Annotated in this window: 20 protein-coding genes; 14 read left to right on the forward strand and 6 right to left on the reverse strand. The window is 66.9% G+C overall.

All coding sequences use genetic code 11. The features are described from left to right. Positions 1-2: 2 nt before the first annotated feature. Together cofC and cofG are read left to right on the forward strand one after the other, a co-directional pair. Positions 3-713, forward strand: a complete 711-nt coding sequence (gene cofC, locus RBH22_RS09155; protein WP_306677297.1) for a 2-phospho-L-lactate guanylyltransferase — start codon at positions 3-5, stop codon at positions 711-713. Positions 714-777: 64 nt separating this feature from the next. Continuing rightward, positions 778-1956, forward strand: a complete 1179-nt coding sequence (gene cofG / locus RBH22_RS09160) for a 7,8-didemethyl-8-hydroxy-5-deazariboflavin synthase subunit CofG (RefSeq protein WP_306677298.1) — start codon at positions 778-780, stop codon at positions 1954-1956. Positions 1957-1979: 23 nt separating this feature from the next. Here cofG and RBH22_RS09165 read toward each other — a convergent pair whose 3' ends face one another. The 3 genes from RBH22_RS09165 to cofH form a co-directional block, all read right to left on the reverse strand. Next, the gene (locus RBH22_RS09165; protein WP_306677299.1) at positions 1980-2528 is read right to left on the reverse strand and encodes a metal-dependent hydrolase; all 549 of its coding nucleotides are present in this window, start codon (positions 2526-2528) and stop codon (positions 1980-1982) included. 58 nt (positions 2529-2586) lie between these two features. Then, complete coding sequence (locus RBH22_RS09170) at positions 2587-3744, reverse strand: tubulin/FtsZ family protein (RefSeq protein ID WP_306677300.1); 1158 nt, start codon at positions 3742-3744, stop codon at positions 2587-2589. 147 nt (positions 3745-3891) lie between these two features. Continuing rightward, positions 3892-5301, reverse strand: coding sequence for a 7,8-didemethyl-8-hydroxy-5-deazariboflavin synthase subunit CofH (gene cofH, locus RBH22_RS09175; protein WP_306677301.1), 1410 nt, complete (start codon positions 5299-5301; stop codon positions 3892-3894). A 150-nt stretch (positions 5302-5451) separates the two neighbouring features. On the opposite strand from cofH, the gene RBH22_RS09180 reads away from it, so the two are divergent. Further along, positions 5452-6489, forward strand: coding sequence for a phosphoribosylaminoimidazolesuccinocarboxamide synthase (locus RBH22_RS09180; RefSeq protein ID WP_306677302.1), 1038 nt, complete (start codon positions 5452-5454; stop codon positions 6487-6489). A 245-nt stretch (positions 6490-6734) separates the two neighbouring features. Here the strand turns inward: RBH22_RS09180 and RBH22_RS09185 are convergent, their stop codons facing one another. Next, a complete protein-coding gene (locus RBH22_RS09185; RefSeq protein ID WP_306677303.1) occupies positions 6735-7724 on the reverse strand; it encodes a formyltetrahydrofolate deformylase in 990 nt (329 codons plus the stop codon). 188 nt (positions 7725-7912) lie between these two features. Here RBH22_RS09185 and purS point away from each other — a divergent pair, with 188 nt between their 5' ends. The 3 genes from purS (at position 7913) to RBH22_RS09200 (ending at position 9634) form a co-directional block, all read left to right on the forward strand. Next, on the forward strand, positions 7913-8164 hold the full coding sequence (purS, locus tag RBH22_RS09190) for a phosphoribosylformylglycinamidine synthase subunit PurS (protein ID WP_256289161.1): 252 nt from the start codon (positions 7913-7915) through the stop codon (positions 8162-8164). Positions 8165-8331: 167 nt separating this feature from the next. Next, on the forward strand, positions 8332-9009 hold the full coding sequence (gene purQ, locus RBH22_RS09195; protein ID WP_256545779.1) for a phosphoribosylformylglycinamidine synthase I: 678 nt from the start codon (positions 8332-8334) through the stop codon (positions 9007-9009). Positions 9010-9124: 115 nt separating this feature from the next. Further along, entirely contained in the window at positions 9125-9634 is a 510-nt protein-coding gene (locus tag RBH22_RS09200; RefSeq protein ID WP_256545780.1) for a TspO/MBR family protein, read from the forward strand. A gap of 82 nt (positions 9635-9716) precedes the next feature. On the opposite strand, the gene RBH22_RS09205 is transcribed toward RBH22_RS09200, so the two are convergent. Continuing rightward, a complete protein-coding gene (locus RBH22_RS09205) occupies positions 9717-10814 on the reverse strand; it encodes an archaeosine biosynthesis radical SAM protein RaSEA (RefSeq protein WP_306677304.1) in 1098 nt (365 codons plus the stop codon). A gap of 169 nt (positions 10815-10983) precedes the next feature. On the opposite strand from RBH22_RS09205, the gene RBH22_RS09210 reads away from it, so the two are divergent. Next, on the forward strand, positions 10984-12921 hold the full coding sequence (locus RBH22_RS09210; RefSeq protein ID WP_256545781.1) for an aldehyde ferredoxin oxidoreductase family protein: 1938 nt from the start codon (positions 10984-10986) through the stop codon (positions 12919-12921). Between the two features lie 244 nt (positions 12922-13165). Here the strand turns inward: RBH22_RS09210 and RBH22_RS09215 are convergent, their stop codons facing one another. Continuing rightward, entirely contained in the window at positions 13166-14080 is a 915-nt protein-coding gene (locus RBH22_RS09215; protein WP_306677305.1) for an MBL fold metallo-hydrolase, read from the reverse strand. A gap of 115 nt (positions 14081-14195) precedes the next feature. On the opposite strand from RBH22_RS09215, the gene RBH22_RS09220 reads away from it, so the two are divergent. The 7 genes from RBH22_RS09220 (at position 14196) to RBH22_RS09250 (ending at position 19510) form a co-directional block, all read left to right on the forward strand. Next, entirely contained in the window at positions 14196-14594 is a 399-nt protein-coding gene (locus tag RBH22_RS09220) for a DUF5778 family protein (RefSeq protein ID WP_256545783.1), read from the forward strand. Between the two features lie 69 nt (positions 14595-14663). Beyond that, positions 14664-15734, forward strand: a complete 1071-nt coding sequence (locus RBH22_RS09225) for an Lrp/AsnC family transcriptional regulator (protein WP_256545784.1) — start codon at positions 14664-14666, stop codon at positions 15732-15734. A 32-nt stretch (positions 15735-15766) separates the two neighbouring features. Beyond that, positions 15767-16549, forward strand: a complete 783-nt coding sequence (locus RBH22_RS09230) for an NAD(P)-dependent oxidoreductase (RefSeq protein ID WP_306677306.1) — start codon at positions 15767-15769, stop codon at positions 16547-16549. Then, positions 16534-17934 (forward strand): glutamyl-tRNA reductase, encoded by a 1401-nt coding sequence (gene hemA / locus RBH22_RS09235; protein ID WP_306677307.1) that lies wholly within the window; start codon positions 16534-16536, stop codon positions 17932-17934. The genes RBH22_RS09230 and hemA overlap by 16 nt, the downstream gene beginning before the upstream one ends. A gap of 117 nt (positions 17935-18051) precedes the next feature. After that, positions 18052-18327, forward strand: coding sequence for a 4a-hydroxytetrahydrobiopterin dehydratase (locus RBH22_RS09240; protein WP_256289170.1), 276 nt, complete (start codon positions 18052-18054; stop codon positions 18325-18327). 1 nt (position 18328) lies between these two features. After that, a complete protein-coding gene (lwrS, locus tag RBH22_RS09245) occupies positions 18329-18700 on the forward strand; it encodes an LWR-salt protein (RefSeq protein WP_306677308.1) in 372 nt (123 codons plus the stop codon). A 102-nt stretch (positions 18701-18802) separates the two neighbouring features. Next, complete coding sequence (locus RBH22_RS09250; RefSeq protein WP_256545788.1) at positions 18803-19510, forward strand: HAD family hydrolase; 708 nt, start codon at positions 18803-18805, stop codon at positions 19508-19510. Positions 19511-19512: the final 2 nt, after the last annotated feature.

Genomic DNA, 19512 nt, shown 5'->3' on the forward strand with positions numbered 1-19512 from the left:
CGATGCACGTCCTCGTTCCGTACACGAATCAGAACCCGAAGAGTCGCCTCGCGCCCCCGCTCTCGCGGTCCGAGCGCCACGAGTTCTCGCTCGCGATGCTCCACGACGTCGTCGACGCCGTCCGGGAGACTGGCCACGAGCCCGAGTTGCTCCTCTCGGCGCCCCTCGATGGGAGTACCGCGGGCGACGGTGCCGACGAGTCGTCGACGGTCGACGATACGGGGAGTCGGCCCGAAACCGAATTCGACGCAGGCCCCGTAGACTCTCTTTCAGCGACCATCGACGACAGACCACTCACGGCAGCGGTGAACGGAGCGTTCGATCGGATCGGCGGGGAGACGAGCGCGGTGGCGATCGTGATGGCCGATCTCGCACTCGCGACGCCGGCGGCGCTCCGTCGACTGTTCGCCGTCGGTGGCGACGTCGCGATCGCGCCGGGCCGCGGCGGCGGGACGAACGCACTCGTCGTTCGCGACCCCGCGTTCTCGGTCGACTACCACGGCGCGTCCTATCGGGACCACCGCCGCATCGCCGAGGAGGCAGGGCTCGCGGTCGACACCGTCGACTCGATGCGGCTGGCGACCGACGTCGACGAGCCGGCAGACCTCGCCGAAGTACTGTTGCACGGCCGCGGACGCGCTCGCGAGTGGCTGCAAGACGCTGGCTTCGGGATCGACACCAGCGACGGGCGAGTCGGCGTCGACCGATCGTGATCCTCACCGACGGCGTGCCGGAGTGCGACTGTTTTTGTACGTCCGACCGCGAAACGTGACCACGATGTTCCCCGCGGCCGAGGAGTACGGCGTCGACGTTACGATCGAGGAGTCGGCGGTCGACCGGCTGCTGTCGGTGACGCCGGCGGACGTCGCGGCCGCGCCGGAGCTCACCTTCTCGCGGAACGTCTTCCTGCCGTTGACGACCGCCTGTCGCTACACCTGCACGTACTGCACCTACTACGACGTTCCGGGCGAAGCGACGCTCCTCTCGCCGGACGAAGTCCGCGAGCGACTGCGCGTCGGCGCCGACGCCGGCTGTACGGAAGCGCTTTTCACCTTCGGCGACGAACCGGACGAACGCTACACAGCGATCCACGACCAACTCGCCGAGTGGGGCTACGACGACATTCTCGGCTACCTCCGTGACTGCTGTGAGATGGCACTCGAAGAGGGCCTCCTGCCGCACTCGAATCCGGGCGATCTGACCGAAGCCGACTTCGAGCGCCTCGCGTCAGTCAACGCGAGTATGGGAGTGATGTTAGAGACGACCGCGGACGTGCGCGCACACTCGGGCACGCGACGGAAGACGCCGGGGCAGCGGCTGAACACGATCCGCGCAGCGGGAGAGGTCGGTGTCCCCTTCACGACCGGCCTTCTCGTCGGCATCGGCGAGTCGTGGCGTGACCGCGCCGAGAGCCTCCTCGCGATCCGAGAGCTCCACGAGCGCTACGATCACGTCCAGGAGGTGATCGTCCAGAACGTCGTCCCGAACGAGCGCTCGGATTTCGAGCAGCCGTCCGTCGACACGATGCGGCGGGTTGTCGCGATGGCGCGCGCCGCGCTCCCCGCGGAGGTGTCGGTCCAGGTGCCGCCGAACCTCTCGCCGACGCGCGACCTCGTCGACTGCGGCGTCGACGACCTCGGGGGCGTCTCGCCAGTCACGGAAGACTACATCAACCCCGACTACGCCTGGCCCGCGCTCCGGGAACTAGAGGAGATTGCGGCGGAAGCCGGCGTCCCGCTGTACGAACGCCTGCCAGTGTACGACCGCTACCTCCCTGAGTCGCTCCGCAGAGACGACTTCGACGGCCGGCCGGCAGCGGGCCAGTGGCTCTCGGAGCCGATCGCCTCGGCGATCACCGCGGGCGACGTCCACGGCGAGCGCTACCGGAGCGTCGCACGGCGAAATGGTCCGCTGTCGGTGGACTCTCCGCTGCCGTCGGGCGGATCGGCCGACTGAGCGCCCGCGAGAGTGGCGAAGCTTCACACGCCGAGCCAGTCCGGAACCCGTTTTCTGAAGAGCGTGTACGCCGCCGCGAGAAAGACGCCGCCGACGACCAGCGCCCGGAGCCAGCCGTCGAACGTCGCCGCGGCGGGAACTGCGAGAACGACTGTCAAGAGGAGGTCCTCGGGCGCACCGTCGTAGCGGACGACGTAGCGGGGGCGGAGCCACCGGCGCCGCGGATGGAGGTAGACGGCGCGGTCGGAGGTGCGCTCCCACGGGCGGAGTTCCTCGCCCGCGCCGAACCAATCCGACAGCGAGTGCATACCCGCCGCGAGGAAGAACAGCGCGACGGCGACCGTGAGTGCCGACGGAGCGGCCACTGCGAGGGCACCAGCGAGAGCGCCGGCGGCGGAGTAGTACACCGGGAAGTGCAGCGTCTTGCGGTGGACGCCGACGAACAGATCCACGTCCGGGAGGATACCGCCGAGGACCGCTCCCACAGCGGCCGGGACGGCTAACTCGGGGGCGACGTAGGCCACGGGCGCGGCGAGGAGGAGCCCGGCCGCCACGTGCGTGGTGACCATCATCGACTGGTGGAAGGATCGGAGCGAACTTGAGTCTGTCCGGCTTCGCCGGCGAAAGCAGTCAGAACAGCGGATCGAGACCGCCCTCGTCGCCCCAGACGAGATCCCGGAGCGCCTCCGGCCGCTCTGCAGCCCTGGCTTCGAGGTTCTGCTGCGTCTCGCGACCGATCTGCTGGAGTTCTTTGATCCGCGGGACGTCGGTGACCCCCGCGAACACGACGAGCGCCGCGACGTAGTTCGACTCCGGGATCGGGTAGTCGCCGCCGCGGACCTCCATCGTGCCGGTCTCCTCCTCCAGCCAACGCCGTGCCTCCTCGATCCCCTTTCGGTTGAGGTACTTCGGCGGTCCGCTGACGACGACGAGCGCGCGCTCGGTGCTCTGGACGTTCGCCGGGAGCGTGAGGTTTCCGAGCGTCGCTCGGCGCACCGTCGTCGTGATCCGGTTGACGACGTCCGTCGCGTCGGGGTCGGCCTCGCGCCGGCCGAACAGCCCCCGAGACGCCCGTTCGAGTTCCGAGTTGGCGTAGCCGATGGTCGTCACGCCGCCGCCGGCCAGCGTGTTGATGATCTCGGAGGCGTCGACGACCGACTCCGGGACCGGCGCGTTCGACACCTCACCCGCGGTGAGGAGGACGCCGAGGCGGCGGGCGATCTCTTGGTTGATGGCTGCGTAGCCGCCGTGGAGGCTCTCGCCCGCCCGTCGCCAGGTGTCGTTGTCGAAGACGAGCAGATTGTCGACTTCCCGCACGAACGTCTGGAACGACCGCGCGGCGTTCAGCGTGTAGATCCCGCCCTCGTCGCTCCCGGGCAGGACGCCGAGTCCGTACGTCGGCTCCGTGTAGAGCCGCGAGAGTTCGCGCGCGATGACCGGCGCGGCGCCCGATCCGGTTCCCCCACCCAGGCCGGCGACGACGAAGAACGCGTCGACCTCGTGGATCGGCAGGTCGTTGATGGCCCCGCGAATCTCGTCGATGTCTTCTTGGGCGACGGTCACGCCGAGTTCGTTGTCGGCCCCGCAGCCGTGGCCTTTCACGCGCGATTGACCGATGAGGACACGGTTGTCGACCGGGATTTGGGTGAGGCCGAGTAGATCGGCCGTCGCCGAGTTGATGGCGACGGCGTCGGTGACGAAATCGGCCCGGCTCGCCGCCTCGTACTCCAAGATCGCGTCAGCGACCTTGCCGCCGGCCTGGCCGACGCCGATCAGTGCGATCTTCATCTCAGCGAACTGTTGGGAGCCAGCGACAATAAGGCTCCGCCCGGCGGGGTCCGGTGAAATCGCCGCTCGTAGGGATTATCGTAACTGTTCGGAGAGTCTCGCCGTATCGTCCGGCGAGAAATCTACGGGGACTTGCGATAATCTCTATCAGTCGTCGGCGGGGGCGGGGTCGCTGCCCGCCGGCGACTGACCGTCGAGCAGCGGCGTGCCGTCGGCCCGCGGCCCGAGACGTGGCCCGTGGGGTCGATCGTCGATGTCGATCCGGCGCACCGTCCGGTAGTCGGTCGAACGCTCGACGGGCGTACGACCGATCGCCGAGATCATCTCGACGTAGTCGTCGAACGAGCGGAACTCGCCGAAGGATCCGCCGGCGCGGGTGGTGATCTCCTCCGAGAGAATCGTCCCCATAAAGTCGTTCGCGCCGCAGTTGAGCAGTTTGAGCGCCTTCGCGTTCCCGAACTTCACCCACGAGGACTGGATGTTCTCGACGTTGTCGAGGAACAGTCGGGCGACTGCGACCACCAGTTCGTCTTCGGCGTCGCTCGCGCCGCCGTCGACGACGCCGTTCTCGTACAGCGGCGTGTTCTCGTGGACGAACGAGAGCGGGACGAACTCGGTGATGCCGCCGGTGCGGTCCTGCAGATCGCGGATCACTTTCAGATGTTCGATGCGGTGAGCCGCGTTCTCGACGTGACCGTACATCATCGTCGAGGTGACGTCGAGCCCGGCCGCGACCGCGCCCTCCATCGCGGCGACCCACTCGTCGGTACCGATCTTCCCCGGGCAGATGACGTCGCGGACCTCCTCGACGAGGATCTCCGCGGCGGTGCCGGGCGCGGAGGCGAGCCCCGCTGTCTTGAGTTCGCGGTAGACCTCCTCGTAGGACCAGTCGGTGCCGCGGCGGGCGTGCTGGGCCTCCTCGGGCGTCATCGAGTGGAGGTGGACTCCGCCGATCGACATCGCGCGCATCTGCTCGACGTACGTGCCGGGATCGGTCTCGTAGACCGTCGGCGGTTTGTAGTCGACCTCCTTCGCCGGGTCGTCGTACGTCGCCAGGATCTCGCGGTGCTCCTCGTTCAGTGCGAACGCGGGGTGGAGTCCCGAGACCGACGTCACCTCGTAGATGCCCATATCGAGCGCGTCCTCGACGACGGCGCGCGACTCCGCGGGCGGTTTGGTGAAGCCCGCGTGCTCGCCGTCGTAGTCCGCCTCGAACTGGTGGGCGGTGTTCTTGAAGTTGCAGAACAGACAGCCGGTGTTACACGCGGTCGTGACGTTGTTGTTGAGGTTCGCCACGAACGTGACTTCGTCGCCGACGACCTCGGCTCGTCGCCGGTCGGCGGCCTCGAGGACCTGCTCTTTCCGTATCGGGTCGATTCCGGGCGCGTCGGTACCGGTCGTGATCAGTTCGATCCCGTCGTCGACGGTCAGGCGGTCGCCCGCGCGGGCCTTCGCCAGCGCGTTCTCGAACGACTGGTCCGTGTCGGGGACGACGTCGAACTCGAAATCGGAAGCGGAGTCGGACCCCTCGTCCGTCGGTGCGGCTGGCTCGCGCATACCGGTTCACAACGCGATACGAGACAAAAAGTGAGGTGGTAGCGGAACTGGCGTGGTATATCACAGACGTGTATAGATCCTGCCGCGATTCGGAGAAAGTACACACGGGAGTGGAAGCCTTCTTGTGCGATGCCGACGCCACTTCGGCGTATGACGAGCGTCAAGGAGTTCCGCGTCGACGCGGAACCGACGGCGTCCGACCTCGGGCGCGGACGGTTCGTGTTCACCGACCAGTACTCCGTCTTCGACTGGGGGGAGATGCCCGATCACGTCCCGAACAAGGGCGCGTCGCTGTGTACGATGGGCGCACACAACTTCGAGCGCCTGTCCGAGCACGACGTCCCGACGCACTACGCGGGCGTCTATCCGGCGGACGCGTCGGCCGGCGACGACCCCGTCGCCCTCGAAGCGTGCGAGGAACCGCCGACCGAGATGGCGATCGAACTCACGCAGGTGCCGGACCTCCCCTACCTCGGCGACGACGAGTACGACTACGACGCCTACCACGATGCCGCCGGCGAGAACTACCTGATCCCCCTGGAGATCGTCTTCCGCAACACCGTCCCCGCGGGATCGAGCCTCCGGTCTCGGGGAACGCCCGCCGAATACGGCCTCGACCTCGCGTCGTGGCCCGACGAGGCCGTCGACCTGCCGGAGCCTGTCGTCGAGTTCTCGACGAAGTACGAAGAACAGGATCGCTACCTCTCGCGGCCGGAGGCCGACCGGATCGCCGGCGTCGCCGCCCTCGACGACCTCGAAGACCTCGCGCTCGCGGTGAACGAGGTCCTGAACGAACGCGCCGCCGAACGCGGATTCGTCCACGAGGACGGCAAAATCGAGTGTCTGTATCACGACGGAACCATCAAAATCGCCGACGTCGTCGGCACCTTCGACGAGAACCGCTTCTCCTACGACGGCCAGGAGGTCTCGAAGGAGGTCGTCCGGCAGTACTACAAGCGGACCGATCCCGAGTGGGTCGACGCCGTCTCCGAGGCGAAGTCGCAGGCGCGCGAGGAGGGCGTCGCCGACTGGCGCGGCCTGTGCGATCGCTCGCCCGAGTCGCTTCCGGCGGACGTTCTCGAAGCCGTCGCGGACCTCTATGCGGCCGGGACAAACGCCTACACCGGGTCCGCGTGGTTCGACGCGCCCGACATCGACGACGCGGTCGCCCGCGCCCGCGACCTCTGATAGGGATTATCGTAACCGTTCGGAGATTCTCGCCGTACCGTCCGGCGAGAAATCTATGCGGACTTACGATAATCTCTATGAGAAGGTCTCACCGCGGGCGGAGCAGCCGTGGTCGTAGCACTCGTCGACTCCTGTGGTACGTCGTCGCGTTAGACGGCCGTTCGGCTCGGTACCGTTGCGCAGCCCCTTAAAGAAGTGACCGCCTCACGTGGTCGACTGAGTGGTCTCCTGGGTAGTCGCGTCGCTCAGTCGTCAGCCGGGTCCGGAACCGACGGCGACTCGGGCGCGTTCCGAAGCGCCGAATCGAGGTCGTCGACGGGGCCGTCGGGTTGGGCTGCCTCGGCGTCTCCCGAGAGACCGAGCTGGTAGTCCTCGGCGTCGGCGCTCTCGCGGAGACTCGTCCGCCCGCGGTGCGAGGAGACAGCGTCGTCCAGATGCAGTCGGATGGCTTCGAGGAACGCCTCCGCTTCGAGCGGTTGGCCGCGCTCGCGGAGTTCCTCGACGGACGCGTCGTCGGGGACGTCGAACACGCGCTGGGAGATGATCGGCCCCTGGTCGAGGTCTGTAGTAACGTAGTGGGCCGTGACGCCCGCGATCCGGACGCCCTCCTCTTTCGCCTGCCGGTAGGCCTTCGCGCCGGGGAACGCCGGCAGGAGCGAGGGGTGGACGTTGATGATGCGGTCCTCGTAGCGGAAGACGACCTCGGGGCTGAGAATACGGATGAAGCGCGCGAGCGCCACGAGGTCGATCTCGTAGTCGTCGAGCACCTCCAGCAAGTGATCTTCGTCGGGGACGCCGGTCTCGTCGCCGACGTCGACGAACGGCACGTCGTAGGCGTCCGCCAGGGGTTCGAGATCGTCGTGGTTCCCGATCACGACCGCGATTTCGGCGTCGAGTTCGCCGTCGGCGCGGGCCTGCAGGAGCGCTTCGAGGCAGTGACTCTCTTTGGTCACCAGCGCGGCGATCCGTCGCGTCTCGCGGTCCGTCGGGAATCGGACCTGGATGTCGACGCCGAGGTCCGCGCCGAGGTCCGAGAGAGCATCTCGGAGCGTCTCCTCGGTGCAGACCATCTCGGAGGTGTCCGCGTGCAGCGTCATTCGGAAGACGCCATCGCGGACGGCCTGGTCGATGTCTTCGACGTTGATTCCGCGCTCGAACAGCAGCGTCGTGACGTTCGCAACGAGTCCCGTCTTGTCTCCTCCGACGACGGTGATTTCGGTCAGATCATTCGTCATCGCTTCCACCTCGCTGCCGCGGCGCGCGGTCTCATCGGTCGATGCGAATCCAGCGACGGCTAAAAGCGTTTCTTTCCATTCCGAGTAAATCCTCCAAACACTGAGACGTCTCTCCCACCGATATCACGTTCGTGTATACCCGAACCAGTCCAAAACGTCTTTTACACACGACCGCGCACTACGATTCGATGACGACGTACACCGCGACGGTGACGGTCCGCCTCAAGCGGGGCGTGTTGGACCCCGAAGCCGAGACGACAAAGCGCGCGCTCGAACGTCTCGGATTCGAACTGGAGGCGCTCCGCTCTGCGGACCAGTTCGAGCTCGATCTCGACGCCGAGTCGGCCGACGCCGCGGCCGACCGCGCCGACGAGATGGCCGAGCGACTGCTCGCGAACCCGACGATCCACGACTACGACGTCGAGGTGACGGAAGCCTGATGAGCCTCCCTTCCTCGACACCGACCGTCTTTGTCCGCCACGGAGGTCGGTCCCAGTGACGGTCGCGTTCGCGACACCGACCGTCTTTGTCCGCCACGGAGGTCGGTCCCAGTGACGGTCGCGTTCGCGACACCGACCGTCTTTGTCCGCCACGGAGGTCGGTCCCTGTGACGGTCGCTGTCGTCCAGTTCGGCGGCTCGAACTGCGACCGCGACGCGGTCCAGGCGCTCGCTCACGTCGGCGTCGACGCCGAGCGCGTCTGGCACGAAGACGGCCTCCCGTCGGATATCGACGGCGTCGTGCTCCCGGGGGGCTTCTCCTACGGCGACTACCTCCGCGCGGGCGCGATGGCCGCGCACTCGCCGATTATGAACGACGTTCGCGATGCCGCCGAAAACGGCGTTCCGGTGCTCGGCGTCTGCAACGGCGCACAGATCGGCTGCGAGGCCAAACTGACGCCGGGCGCGTTCACGACGAACGCGAGCGCGCGCTTCCAGTGTGAATCGGTCTACCTGCGCGTCGAGAACCCCGACACGCCGTGGACCGCCGCCTACGACGAGGGCGACGTCGTCGAAATCCCGATCGCGCACGGCGAAGGCCGCTTCGAGATCGCCGACGATCGCTACGACGACCTCGTCGCCGAGGATCGCATCCTGTTCCGGTACTGCGACGCCGACGGCAACGTCACCGCCGACGCGAACCCCAACGGCTCGCGCGGGAACGTCGCCGGCATCACCGGCGACCACGAGAACGTCGCGGTGCTGATGCCTCACCCCGAGCGCGCGACGCTGCCCGACCTCGGTCGGAGCATCGACGGCCAGGGCGTGCTGTCCGCGTTCGCCTGAGCCGACGCGACCCGTAGTTTCGGTCAGGCGCTTGGGAGGTGACCGACCCGCCGGCGAGCCGAAGGCGACCCATCGGCGGACGTATTATGTCGCCTGCGATAGAATATTCACTGTGATGTCATTTCAGACGAACGTCCGCCGATTGCCCACGAAGCGCCCCCTCCTCGCGCTCGTGCTGTCGATTCTGCTCGTCGAGTTCGTCGGCGCGTCGGGCGCGGTCTTCACCGCACAGGGCCTCGGCACGTGGTACGACTCGCTCGTCCGACCCGCAGTCGCGCCGCCAAGTTGGGTGTTCGGGCCCGTCTGGACCACGTTGTTCGCGCTGATGGGCACGGGACTGTGGCTCGTCTGGCGGCGGGCGACCGACGCGCCCGGTGCAGTCCGCCTCGCCGTCGTCGTGTTCGCCGTCCACTTCGTCTTCAATCTGGGTTGGTCGGCCGCGTTCTTCGGACTGCAGGCGATCGGTCTCGGTCTCGCGGTCATCGCCGCGCTCTGGGTGCTGATCGTCGCGACGATGTGGGCGTTCGCACGCGTCGACCGACGTGCGGCGCTGCTGCTCGGTCCCTACCTCCTCTGGGTGAGCTTCGCCGCGTACCTCAACTACCGCTTCTGGGTGCTGAACTGATCAGACACAGATTCCGACGGCTGCGTCGATATCGCGACAGCGACGTCTATCACGACAGCGGCGTCTATCGTACCAGCGACACCTACCGCGCCAGTGGCATCCCGTAGCTCGTCTCCTCGTCGACGACGTACTCCCAGGTGGCCTCGCACTCACAGGAGACCTGCGAGAACACCGCGGGGTCCTGCCGCTTGTCGAAGTCCTTGATCGCTTTCTGGACCCGGTCGTCGCACTCGCCGCAGTTGTGCGGGCCGCGGTCGGAGCCGTGGCCGACGGGGTCGGAGACGACGATGGCGTCGACGTCCGCGGTTGCTTCGAGGACCTCGGCGACCGACCAGAGCCACGGCGGGCGGTAGCCGCCGCGGAAGAACAGTTCGTCGACCATCGTGTACCGCTGGACGTTCGTGGGGTTCATCGAGACGGTGTGACAGCCGTCGACGGCGGCGCATCGCTCGACCGACGAGATCATATCGTCGATCGCCTCCGACTCGGAGAGGAACGGCGGCTTCATCAGCAGGTAGGCTTTCACGCCGGCGCTGACGCCGTCGGCGTCGATGTCGGCGTCGCGGGCCTCCGCGCAGGCGGCCTCGAAGTCCGCGAAGTCGAAGTACTTGTTCACGCAGTCGTGACGGACGCGGTCGGTCGCGGTCTCCAGTCCGATGGCGACGTCGGTCGAGAGGCCCACGTCGGTGAACTCGGCGATCTTCTCTTTGTCGACGAAGTCCGGCAGCGACTCGACGACGATCCGCTCGCGGTCGGCGAACGTCTCGGCGATCGCCTGGCGACTCTCGGCGCCGACCTCGCGCTCGTCGAGGAACGACCCGGAGGTGTAGATCTTGATGAGCTCTGCGGGCTCGTCCGCATTTTCCGCTTCGTGTTCGAGACAGACGTCGATCTGATCCATCAGCGCCTCGTGGGAGACGCTGCCGCCCTCGACGGACTCGGCGACGTAGCCGCACATCGTACAGCCGCCCGCGCGGGCCCACCGACAGCCGCCGGTGTTGAGGATGATCGTGAGCGAGTTGACGACCCCATCGGGCGTGTTGTCCTCGTCGAGCCAGACGCGCGTCGGCTCGTGAGGGTCGTAGTGTTTTTCTTTCTCCGACCGGATCTCTCGCATCACCTGATTGTGGGCGTCCATCCCCTTCCCGTGCTCGTAGACCTCGGGGCTCGGCTGACTCATTGCGCGTCTGTAACCGACGAGTCGGTAAATCTCCGTCGTCTGTGCGCCGGATCGGTGGACGTGGCGATCCCGACGAGTGCTCCGTCGGCGACCACGTAACTTCTTCCGGTTACCCCGTGGTGGCAACGACTAACAGATTTCCGCCCCTATGAAACAATGGACATTAACAATGACTGATCTGGGAGGATTCAACGACCACGTCGCTCGCGTCGACCTCACGAGCGGCGACGTGCAGTACGAGGGAATCGACGACGAGGACGCGCGCAAGTACATCGGCGGGCGCGGCCTCGGCGTGAAGTACGTATTCGATCAGGGCGTCGACGTCGACCCCGAGGGACCGGAGAACCTGCTCGCGTTTATGAACGGCCCGCTGACGGGGACGCAAGCGCCGATGAGCGGCCGCATCGCCGTCTGTACGAAATCGCCGCTGACGGGGACAGTCACGGACTCCCATCACGGCGGCTGGTCGGGCGCTCGACTCAAGTGGTCCGGCTTCGACGGCCTGCTCTTCGAGGGCCAGGCCGACGAGCCCGTCTACGCCTACGTCGAAGACGGCGAAGTCGAGCTGCGTGACGCCTCGGAGCTGTGGGGACTGGGCGTCCACGACGCGATGGACAAGATCGAAGCGGAGCACGACGGCACGTTCGGCCGGAACCTCTCGGCGATGGCCATCGGCCCCGGCGGCGAGAACGGCACCAAGTACGCCTGCATCATCAACGAAGACGACCGCGCCTCCGGGCGCGGCGGCACCGGCTGTGTGATGGGCTCGAAGAACCTGAAAGCCATCGTCATCAAATCCGGCACGAAGATGCCAAAGCCCGAAAAGCCGGAGACGTTCACCGAGGGCTACCAGCAGGCGATGCAACTCATCCGCGAGTCCGACGTCACCGCACCCAACGAAGGCGGCCTCTCGCTGTACGGGACGAACGTCCTGATGAACCTCGCCGAGGAGATGGACGGGCTGCCGACCCGAAACGGGAAGTACACCTCGACGCACTCCGAAGCCGAGGGGGACCCGAGCGAACCCAACATCGACGCCGAGAGGGTCTCCGGCGAGAACGTCCGCGAGAACATCCTCGTCGACGAGCCGACGTGTCACTCCTGCCCGGTCGCCTGCAAGAAGGAGACGGAAGTCACCTACGAGCACAAGGGCGAGGAGATGAACGTCCGCGGCGAGTCCTACGAGTACGAGTCGGCGTACGCGCTCGGTCCGAACTCGATGAACGACGACCGCGACAGCATCGCCGTGATGATCAACAGGTGCAACCAACTCGGCATCGACACCATCGAGGCAGGGAATATGATGGCGATGGCGATGGAGATGACCGAGCAGGGCAAACTCGACGACCTCGAAGAAGGTCTGGAGTGGGGTGACACCGAGCGGATGATCGACCTGCTCGACGAGATCGCCCATCAGGACACGGAACTCGGCGAACTCCTCGCGAAAGGTGCGCGGCGCGTCGCCGAAGAGCGCGACGCCCACGACAACTCGCTGGCCGTCAAGGGCCAGACGATCGCCGCCTACGACCCCCGCGCGATGAAGGGGATGGGAATCGGGTATGCGACCTCGAACCGTGGCGCGTGTCACCTCCGCGGGTACACGCCCTCCGCCGAGATTCTCGGCATCCCCGAGAAGGTCGATCCGACCGAGTGGGAGGGCAAGGGCGAACTCTGTGCGCTCTTCCAGGACCTCCACGCCATCTCGGACTCCTTCGACATCTGCAAGTTCAACGCCTTCGCGGAGGGTATCGACGAGTACGTGGCGCAGTACAACGGAATGACCGGCCGCGACGTCACCGAAGACGAGCTGATGGAGGCCGGCGACCGCATCTACACCCTCGAACGGTACTACAACAACCTCGTCGGCTTCGACGGCAAGGACGACGACCTGCCCGGAAGATTCGTCGAGGGCGAGGAAGCCATCCCCGGACAGGGCGGCTCCGAGGGACAGCTCTGTGAGCTCGATAAGATGAAAGACGAGTACTACGAGCGCCGCAAGTGGGTCGACGGCGTCGTGCCCGACGAACGCCTCGACGAACTCGGCATCGACATCGGACCCGGCACCGGTGTCTCCAGTGGCGACAGCCAGGCACCCGCCGACGACTGATCAAGCGGCAAGCGGTCTCGGACCGTTACACAGGGTCAACACGGCAAAGTTGATTTTAGTGCGGTCCTGACGCCGAACTGCGGCCGCCGTCGCAGCGCAGCCGAGCGCCCACGCGGCGTCGCTCGGGGACACCCGACGCGAGCGGGCGGGGTCGAACCACGCGAACCCGCGTTTTCACGGGAGATACGAGCATCAGGAGCGACGCCGCCGCGCGGGCGGCGAACTGGACGCTGTTGGTGACCGACTAGTCGTCGCGTTCAATCCTGTCGAGAGCCACGAGCACGCCGCTCGCGTTCAGATGCTCCTCGGCGCTGGCCTTCTGCTCACCCCAGACTTCGACTAGCTCCGAGTGGTTGGCGAAGAAGTCGATCACGGCCTCGTCGTCGTCGAGTTCGGCGCGCTTCTGCCGGACCGCTTCGACCCACTCGACGAGCGCGCGCTTGTACTGTTCCATCAGGGCGGCGTCGTACTCCCGTGCGCCGAAGTGCCCGAAGCAGAGTGTCTCGGGTTCGAGGTCCTCGACCTTCCGGACGTCCGCCAGGCTCTGTTCCAGGTCGAACTGCGGCGGCGGCGACGTCTGTCGGACGACGTCGCGTTCGGGGACGTAGATCCCGGCGGCGTCGCCGGTGAAGAGCAGGCCGTCCTTCGAATCGAGGAAGATCGTCTGGTGCGGGGCGTGGCCGGGCGCGTGGATCACCGAGAGTGTGCGGTCGCCGAGATCGATCTCGTCGCCGTCGACGAGCGGGTCGATCTGCGATTCGGGAACCGGCACGGGCTCGGCGTAGTACTCCCAGAGGTCGCCGACGGCGTCTTTCGTGCCCGCGACGAGGCGCTCGGGGTCGACGAGGTGCGGCGCACCGATCTCGTGGGTGCGGACCGTCGCGTTCGGACACGCCTCGGCGAGGTAGCCCGCGCCGCCGGCGTGATCCAGGTGCGCGTGCGTCGGGAGGATGTGCCGCACGTCCTCGCGCGCGATGTCGAGTTCGTCGAGCGCGTCGAGGAGGTACTCGCGGTTGCGGCCGAGGCCCGTGTCGACGAACGTCGGTTCCGCGGCGTCGATGATGTACACCGAACCGTAGCGCGGAATGCCGTGCGTCCCGACGTCGACGTAGTAGACGTCGTCCGTTCCCTCGACCGGGGCGAGATCGCCGATAGCCATAGCGGAACCGGCGACGCGCGGCGAAAAAAGCGTTCCGTCCGGGCGAGGCCGTCGATCGGTCGTCGGGGCCGACGCGAACCGCCACCCGTTTATCTCACGCGGCCGACGCACATGTATGAGCGAGACACTCGACGAGGACCTCTATCAGCGCACCCTCAGACTGCTCGAACCCGGCGACATCGAACTCGTCGGTGCGATCGTCCACACCGACCTCGCTGGGCAGGAGGATCTGGAGATGCACGAACTCACCGTCGACATCAACGACGTGATCTCAGAGCACGCCGGGAAGGGCGAGACGTACATCTACGCCGGCAACGACACCGACGAGTTCGCCTCGAATCAGTTCCAGGGGCTGACCCTCGACGACGAGGAGTTCGTCTGGGAGTGCCAGCAGTTACTCCGCGAGGGCGCGTTCGACCTCGTGTTCTACTACGAGGCCGGCCCCGAGCAGGAGACGCTTGCCAACGATCTAGAGGCCCTAGATCACGTCGAGCGCGTGACGACCGTCCCGTAGCGACCGGCGGAACCCCTCGTTTTCGAGCCCTTCGAGACGCTTATCCTCCCGGAACTCCGAGCGTCAGGTATGAGCGAGGCAGACGCGGACGTCGCCGGGCTTTCGGAACTCGATCGCGCCGCGGTCAACGCCTTTCAGGGCGGCTTTCCGGTCGTCGAACGGCCGTTCGAGCCGGCCGCGGCCGCGCTGCGCGAGCGCGGAATCGACGTGACCGCGGCAGAGCTACTCGAACGTATCCAGGATCTCGACGAGTCGGGCGTGCTGAGTCGGTTCGGCGCGCTCGTGAACGCCGAGGAGATCGGCGGCACGGCGACGCTCGTCGCGATGCACGCGCCCGAGGAGCGCTTCGACGAGGTCGCAGAGACCGTCAACGCGCATCGGGAAGTCGCACACAACTACGAGCGCGAACACCCCCACCTCAATATGTGGTTCGTCGTCAGCGTCGCCGACGAGGACCGCGTCCGCGAGGTGCTCGACGAGATCGAAGCCGAGACCGGCCAGGAGACGTACAACCTCCCGAAACAGCAGGAGTTCCGCGTCGAAGCGAAGTTCCTGCTCGACGGGCCGATCCCCGACGGCGACGTCGACCTCTCCGATCTGGGCCCCGACGTGACGCCGACGGACCAACAGACGCTCACGCCCGAGGAGCGCGACCTCGTCGTCGAAATCCAGGGTGGCCTGCCGGTGACGGCGACGCCGTACGCCGACGTCGCCGACGCGATCGGCGCCGAGACGGCGTGGGTCGTCGAGACGATCAAGCGCTTCGAAAAGGAGGGCAAAGTCCGACGCGTCGGCGTCGTTCCGAACCACTACGCGCTCGGCTACACCGAGAACGGGATGACCGTCTGGGACGTCCCCGACGAGTTGGTCGCAGAGGTCGGCCCCGCGGTGGCGTCGCTGCCGTTCGTCACGCACTGCTATCACCGTCCCCGTCACGAGGGCGTCTGGCCGTACAACTTCTTCGCGATGACGCACGGCCGCTCGGAGGCCGAGAGCGACCGCCGCATCGAACAGGTGCGCGATCGGATGGCCGAGTACTGGGACGTCGACGAAGACGACTGGGACTCGCTGTTCTCGACGCGAATCCTGAAGAAGACGGGCATCCGACTCGACGAGCGCGCCGCGGCGAACACGGAGTGATTCGCCGTGCAACGGGAGGTAGCCACAGACGGATGATTCCGCTGTACCACGATTTTACCGACGAGACGGTGCTCGTGTTCGGCGGCGGCCGCATCGGCGCGCGGAAGGCCCGCCGCTTCGCCACCGAGGCGACGGTCGTCGTCGTGAGCCCTGACTTCGGCGAGTACGATTTCGGCGACGCGGACCTCGTGCGGGCACGCCCCGATCCCGACGGCGTCGACACGTGGCTGGATCGAACGGAACCGGCGCTCGTCGTCGCCGCGACCGACGACGACGACGTGAACGATGCGGTCGCGGCCGCCGGGCGGGAGCGAGGCCTGCTCGTCAATCACGCCGACCGGAGCGTCGGCGGTGACAGTGCGGTCGACGGTGACACAGCCGACAGTGGCGACGATACCGACAGCGACTGCACGCCTGACAGCGACGACGACACCGGCAGCGACGACCTAGCCGACGGAGACGAGGCTACCACCCGAAGTGCGACTGACGTCGTCGTGCCGGCGACCGTCGAGGACGGCGATGTCCGGGTCGCAATCTCGACCGGCGGGCGGAGTCCGGCGCTCGCGAAGTATCTCCGTGAGCAGATCGAAGCCGAGATCGACGGCGCAGAGTCGATGGCGGCGCTCACAGCGGACCTGCGCGCCGAACTGAAGGCGTCTGATCTCGATCCATCGACGCGGCGTGATGCGATTCGGGCGGTTGTTCGAGAGCCACTGGTTTGGAAGGCTTTACGTACGGGGGAATCTAATCCCCGCCAAGAGGCGACACGCGTGATACGGAACACGACGGGGGGTGACCGATGGACACGGGAGTGATCTGTGGGACTCGTGTGTCGCACGACCGCGCCAGCGTCGACCAAATCGAGGCGGCCACAGGCGAGGACGTACGCAGCGTCGTCGAGACGCTTCTGGACTCCGAGGGCGCCAGCGAGGCGTTCGCGATCCAGACGTGCAACCGCGCGGAGGCGTACGTCGTCGCCGACAGCGTCGATGCCGGGCGGCGTGCGCTCGAACCGTTACACGAGGACGTCGACGACGACGTCGTCGTCGAGATGGGCCACGAAGAGAGCCTGCGGCACCTGATGCGAGTCGCCGCGGGGCTCGAATCGCTCGTACTCGGCGAGGACCAGATCATCGGCCAGTTCAAGCGCGCGATAGAGATCGCTCGCGGCGCCGGTGCGCTCGGCCCGACGTTCGAGACGGGACTGACGAAGGCGGTCCACGTCGGCGAGCGCGCTCGCACCGAGACCGGAATCAACGAGGGCGCGATCTCGATCGGGTCGGCCGCCGCACGACTGGCCGAGACGGAAATCGATCTCGACGGCGCGACGGCGCTCGTGATCGGGGCCGGCGAGATGGGCAAACTGACCGCGGAGGCGCTCGCGGACGCGGGCGTCGCAGAACTCGTGATCGCGAACCGGACGGTCCCGCACGCCGAACACCTGGCGTCGACCGTCGAGACGGCCGCTCGGGCGATCTCTCTCGAGGAGATCGGCGGCGTACTCGGCGATGCGACCATCGTCGTGACGGCGACGAACCATCCGGACTACCTCCTGGATCCGACCGACATCGACGACGCGGGCGAGACGCTCGTGATCGATCTCGCGCAACCGCGAGACGTCGATCCCGAGGCGTCGACGATCGAGCAGGTGATCGTCCACGACATCGACGCGCTGGAATCGGTGACCGAGGAGACGAAAGCCGCCCGGAAGGCAGCGGCCCGTGAGGTCGAGGCGATGATCGACGAGGAGTTCGATCGGCTTCTCGACGCCTACAAGCGCCGCCAGGCCGACGAAGCGATCAGCACGATGTACGAGGCGGCCGAACAGGTCAAATCCCGTGAGGTCGAGACCGCGATCACCCGACTCGAATCTCAGGGCGACCTCACCGAGGAGCAGCGCGAAACCGTCGAGTCGATGGCGGACGCACTCGTCGGGCAGTTGCTCTCGGCGCCGACGAAGAGTCTCCGCGAGGCCGCCGTCGAAGACGACTGGTCGACGATCCAGACGGCGATGGCGCTCTTCGATCCGGAGTTCGGCACGGTCTCGCGATCGCGGACACGAGCCTCGGCCGACCGACGCGAGGTCACAGAGGAAACAGCCGACGCTGAGCGGGCGTCGACGGACGCCGAGGGAAACCCTAACGACGCGGGCGAGGAAGACGTCCCGCCGTACGTCCTCGAAAGCGTCTCCGACGACTGATCCTGTTTCTGCGACTCGCCGCCCGGACGCTGCGGAGACCCCGCCGAACCGGAGACAGCCCGTAGTTTCGGGGTAACGGGGCGAACCATTATGCGCCCAGCGAGTGACACGTAGCGTATGGCTGAACTACTCTCCGACGACGAGATCCGAACGCAACTCCCCGACCAGTGGGAACGCGACGGCGACGAGATCGTCCGGACCTACGAGTTCGACGACTACCTGGCCGGCATCGCCTTCGTCACGCACGTCGGCGAAGTCGCCGAAGAGGAGTTCCACCACCCGGAGATCCGGGTCGGCTACGAGGAAGTCGAAGTCAGACTGACGAGCCACGAAGAGGGGGGCATCACCGAGAAGGACATCCGGCTGGCGAACCTCTTCGACGCCGAGTACTGACGTGCACGCCGCGTACGTCTTCCGCGTCGAGGCCCGCTTCGAGACAGCCCCGGGCGTCAGCGTCACGCCGGAGACCGTCGAGACGGTCGTCGAAGTCGCCGCCGATCCGCCCGGCGAGGGCGAGTGGCTGTTCTTCCGGGACGTGCTCTGGCGCGGTGAGGTCGGCGACGAGGGACACGCCCGCGACCTCGCGGAGTCGTGGCTCTCTGTCCCTGCCGACCGCGTGAGCTTCAGCGAACTCAAACTCGACCAGGAGTATCGCGAGGCGCTCGAAGCGGAAATCGCGTCGAATCCCGAGCCTTTCGACGGCGACCCGCCCCGCGATGTTCTCCATCGACACCTCGGCTCCAGCATTCGAACCGTCGACTCCTGAGGGCGACGAGCGAGGATCCGTCACCGATCACGGCTCGAATCGACCGATTCGACCTCGAACCGACGAAATACACTTACGCGGGGGCGTCCTATAGCCGGTCCAATGGTCCCCTCCGACCCCGATGCCGACTACGACTTCTGGCTGTTCGACCTCGACGGCACGATCGTCGACGCCGAGTGGTCCTACACCCGCGAGGTGTTCGATCGCGTGGGCCAGCGACTCGGCCGGGAGTTCACCGACCGGGAGGCCGAGGTCATCTGGCACGGCCTCGGCGGAGCGCGAGACCCCCAGCTCCGGGCGTGGGGGATCGACCCCGAGGAGTTCTGGCCGGCGTTTCACGCCGTCGAAGACCCGCAGGCCCGCGCGGAGGCGACGTACCTCCACGACGACGCCGCGGCGTTAGTCTCTGAACTCGTAGCCGCCGACGTCCCGGTCGGCGTGGTGACGCACTGCCAGGAGTTCCTCGCCGAACCCGTGATCGACCACCTCGACGTCGGCGACTGGTTCGACGCGTTCGTCTCCTGCACGCCCGAAATCGGGTGGAAGCCCGACCCGGCCCCAGTCCAACACGCGATCGAGCGGTTAGGGCTGGACGCCTCACAGCCGGGGCGCGGCGTCCTCGCGGGGGACGGCGCGAGCGACGTCGAGGCGGCCTGGAACGCCGGCCTCGAAGGGATTCACGTCGAGCGGCACTCGCCACACCAGCGCGGCCGCTGCGTGCTCGCGGATTACCGCGTCTCCTCGTTCGACGAACTGTCGCGTGAGTTCCTCGGTAGCAACGTCGCCGCCGACGGCGGCACGGTCGAGTAGCG

The organism is Halobellus sp. H-GB7, from assembly GCF_030848585.1.
Lineage (GTDB): Archaea > Halobacteriota > Halobacteria > Halobacteriales > Haloferacaceae > Haloquadratum > Haloquadratum inordinatus.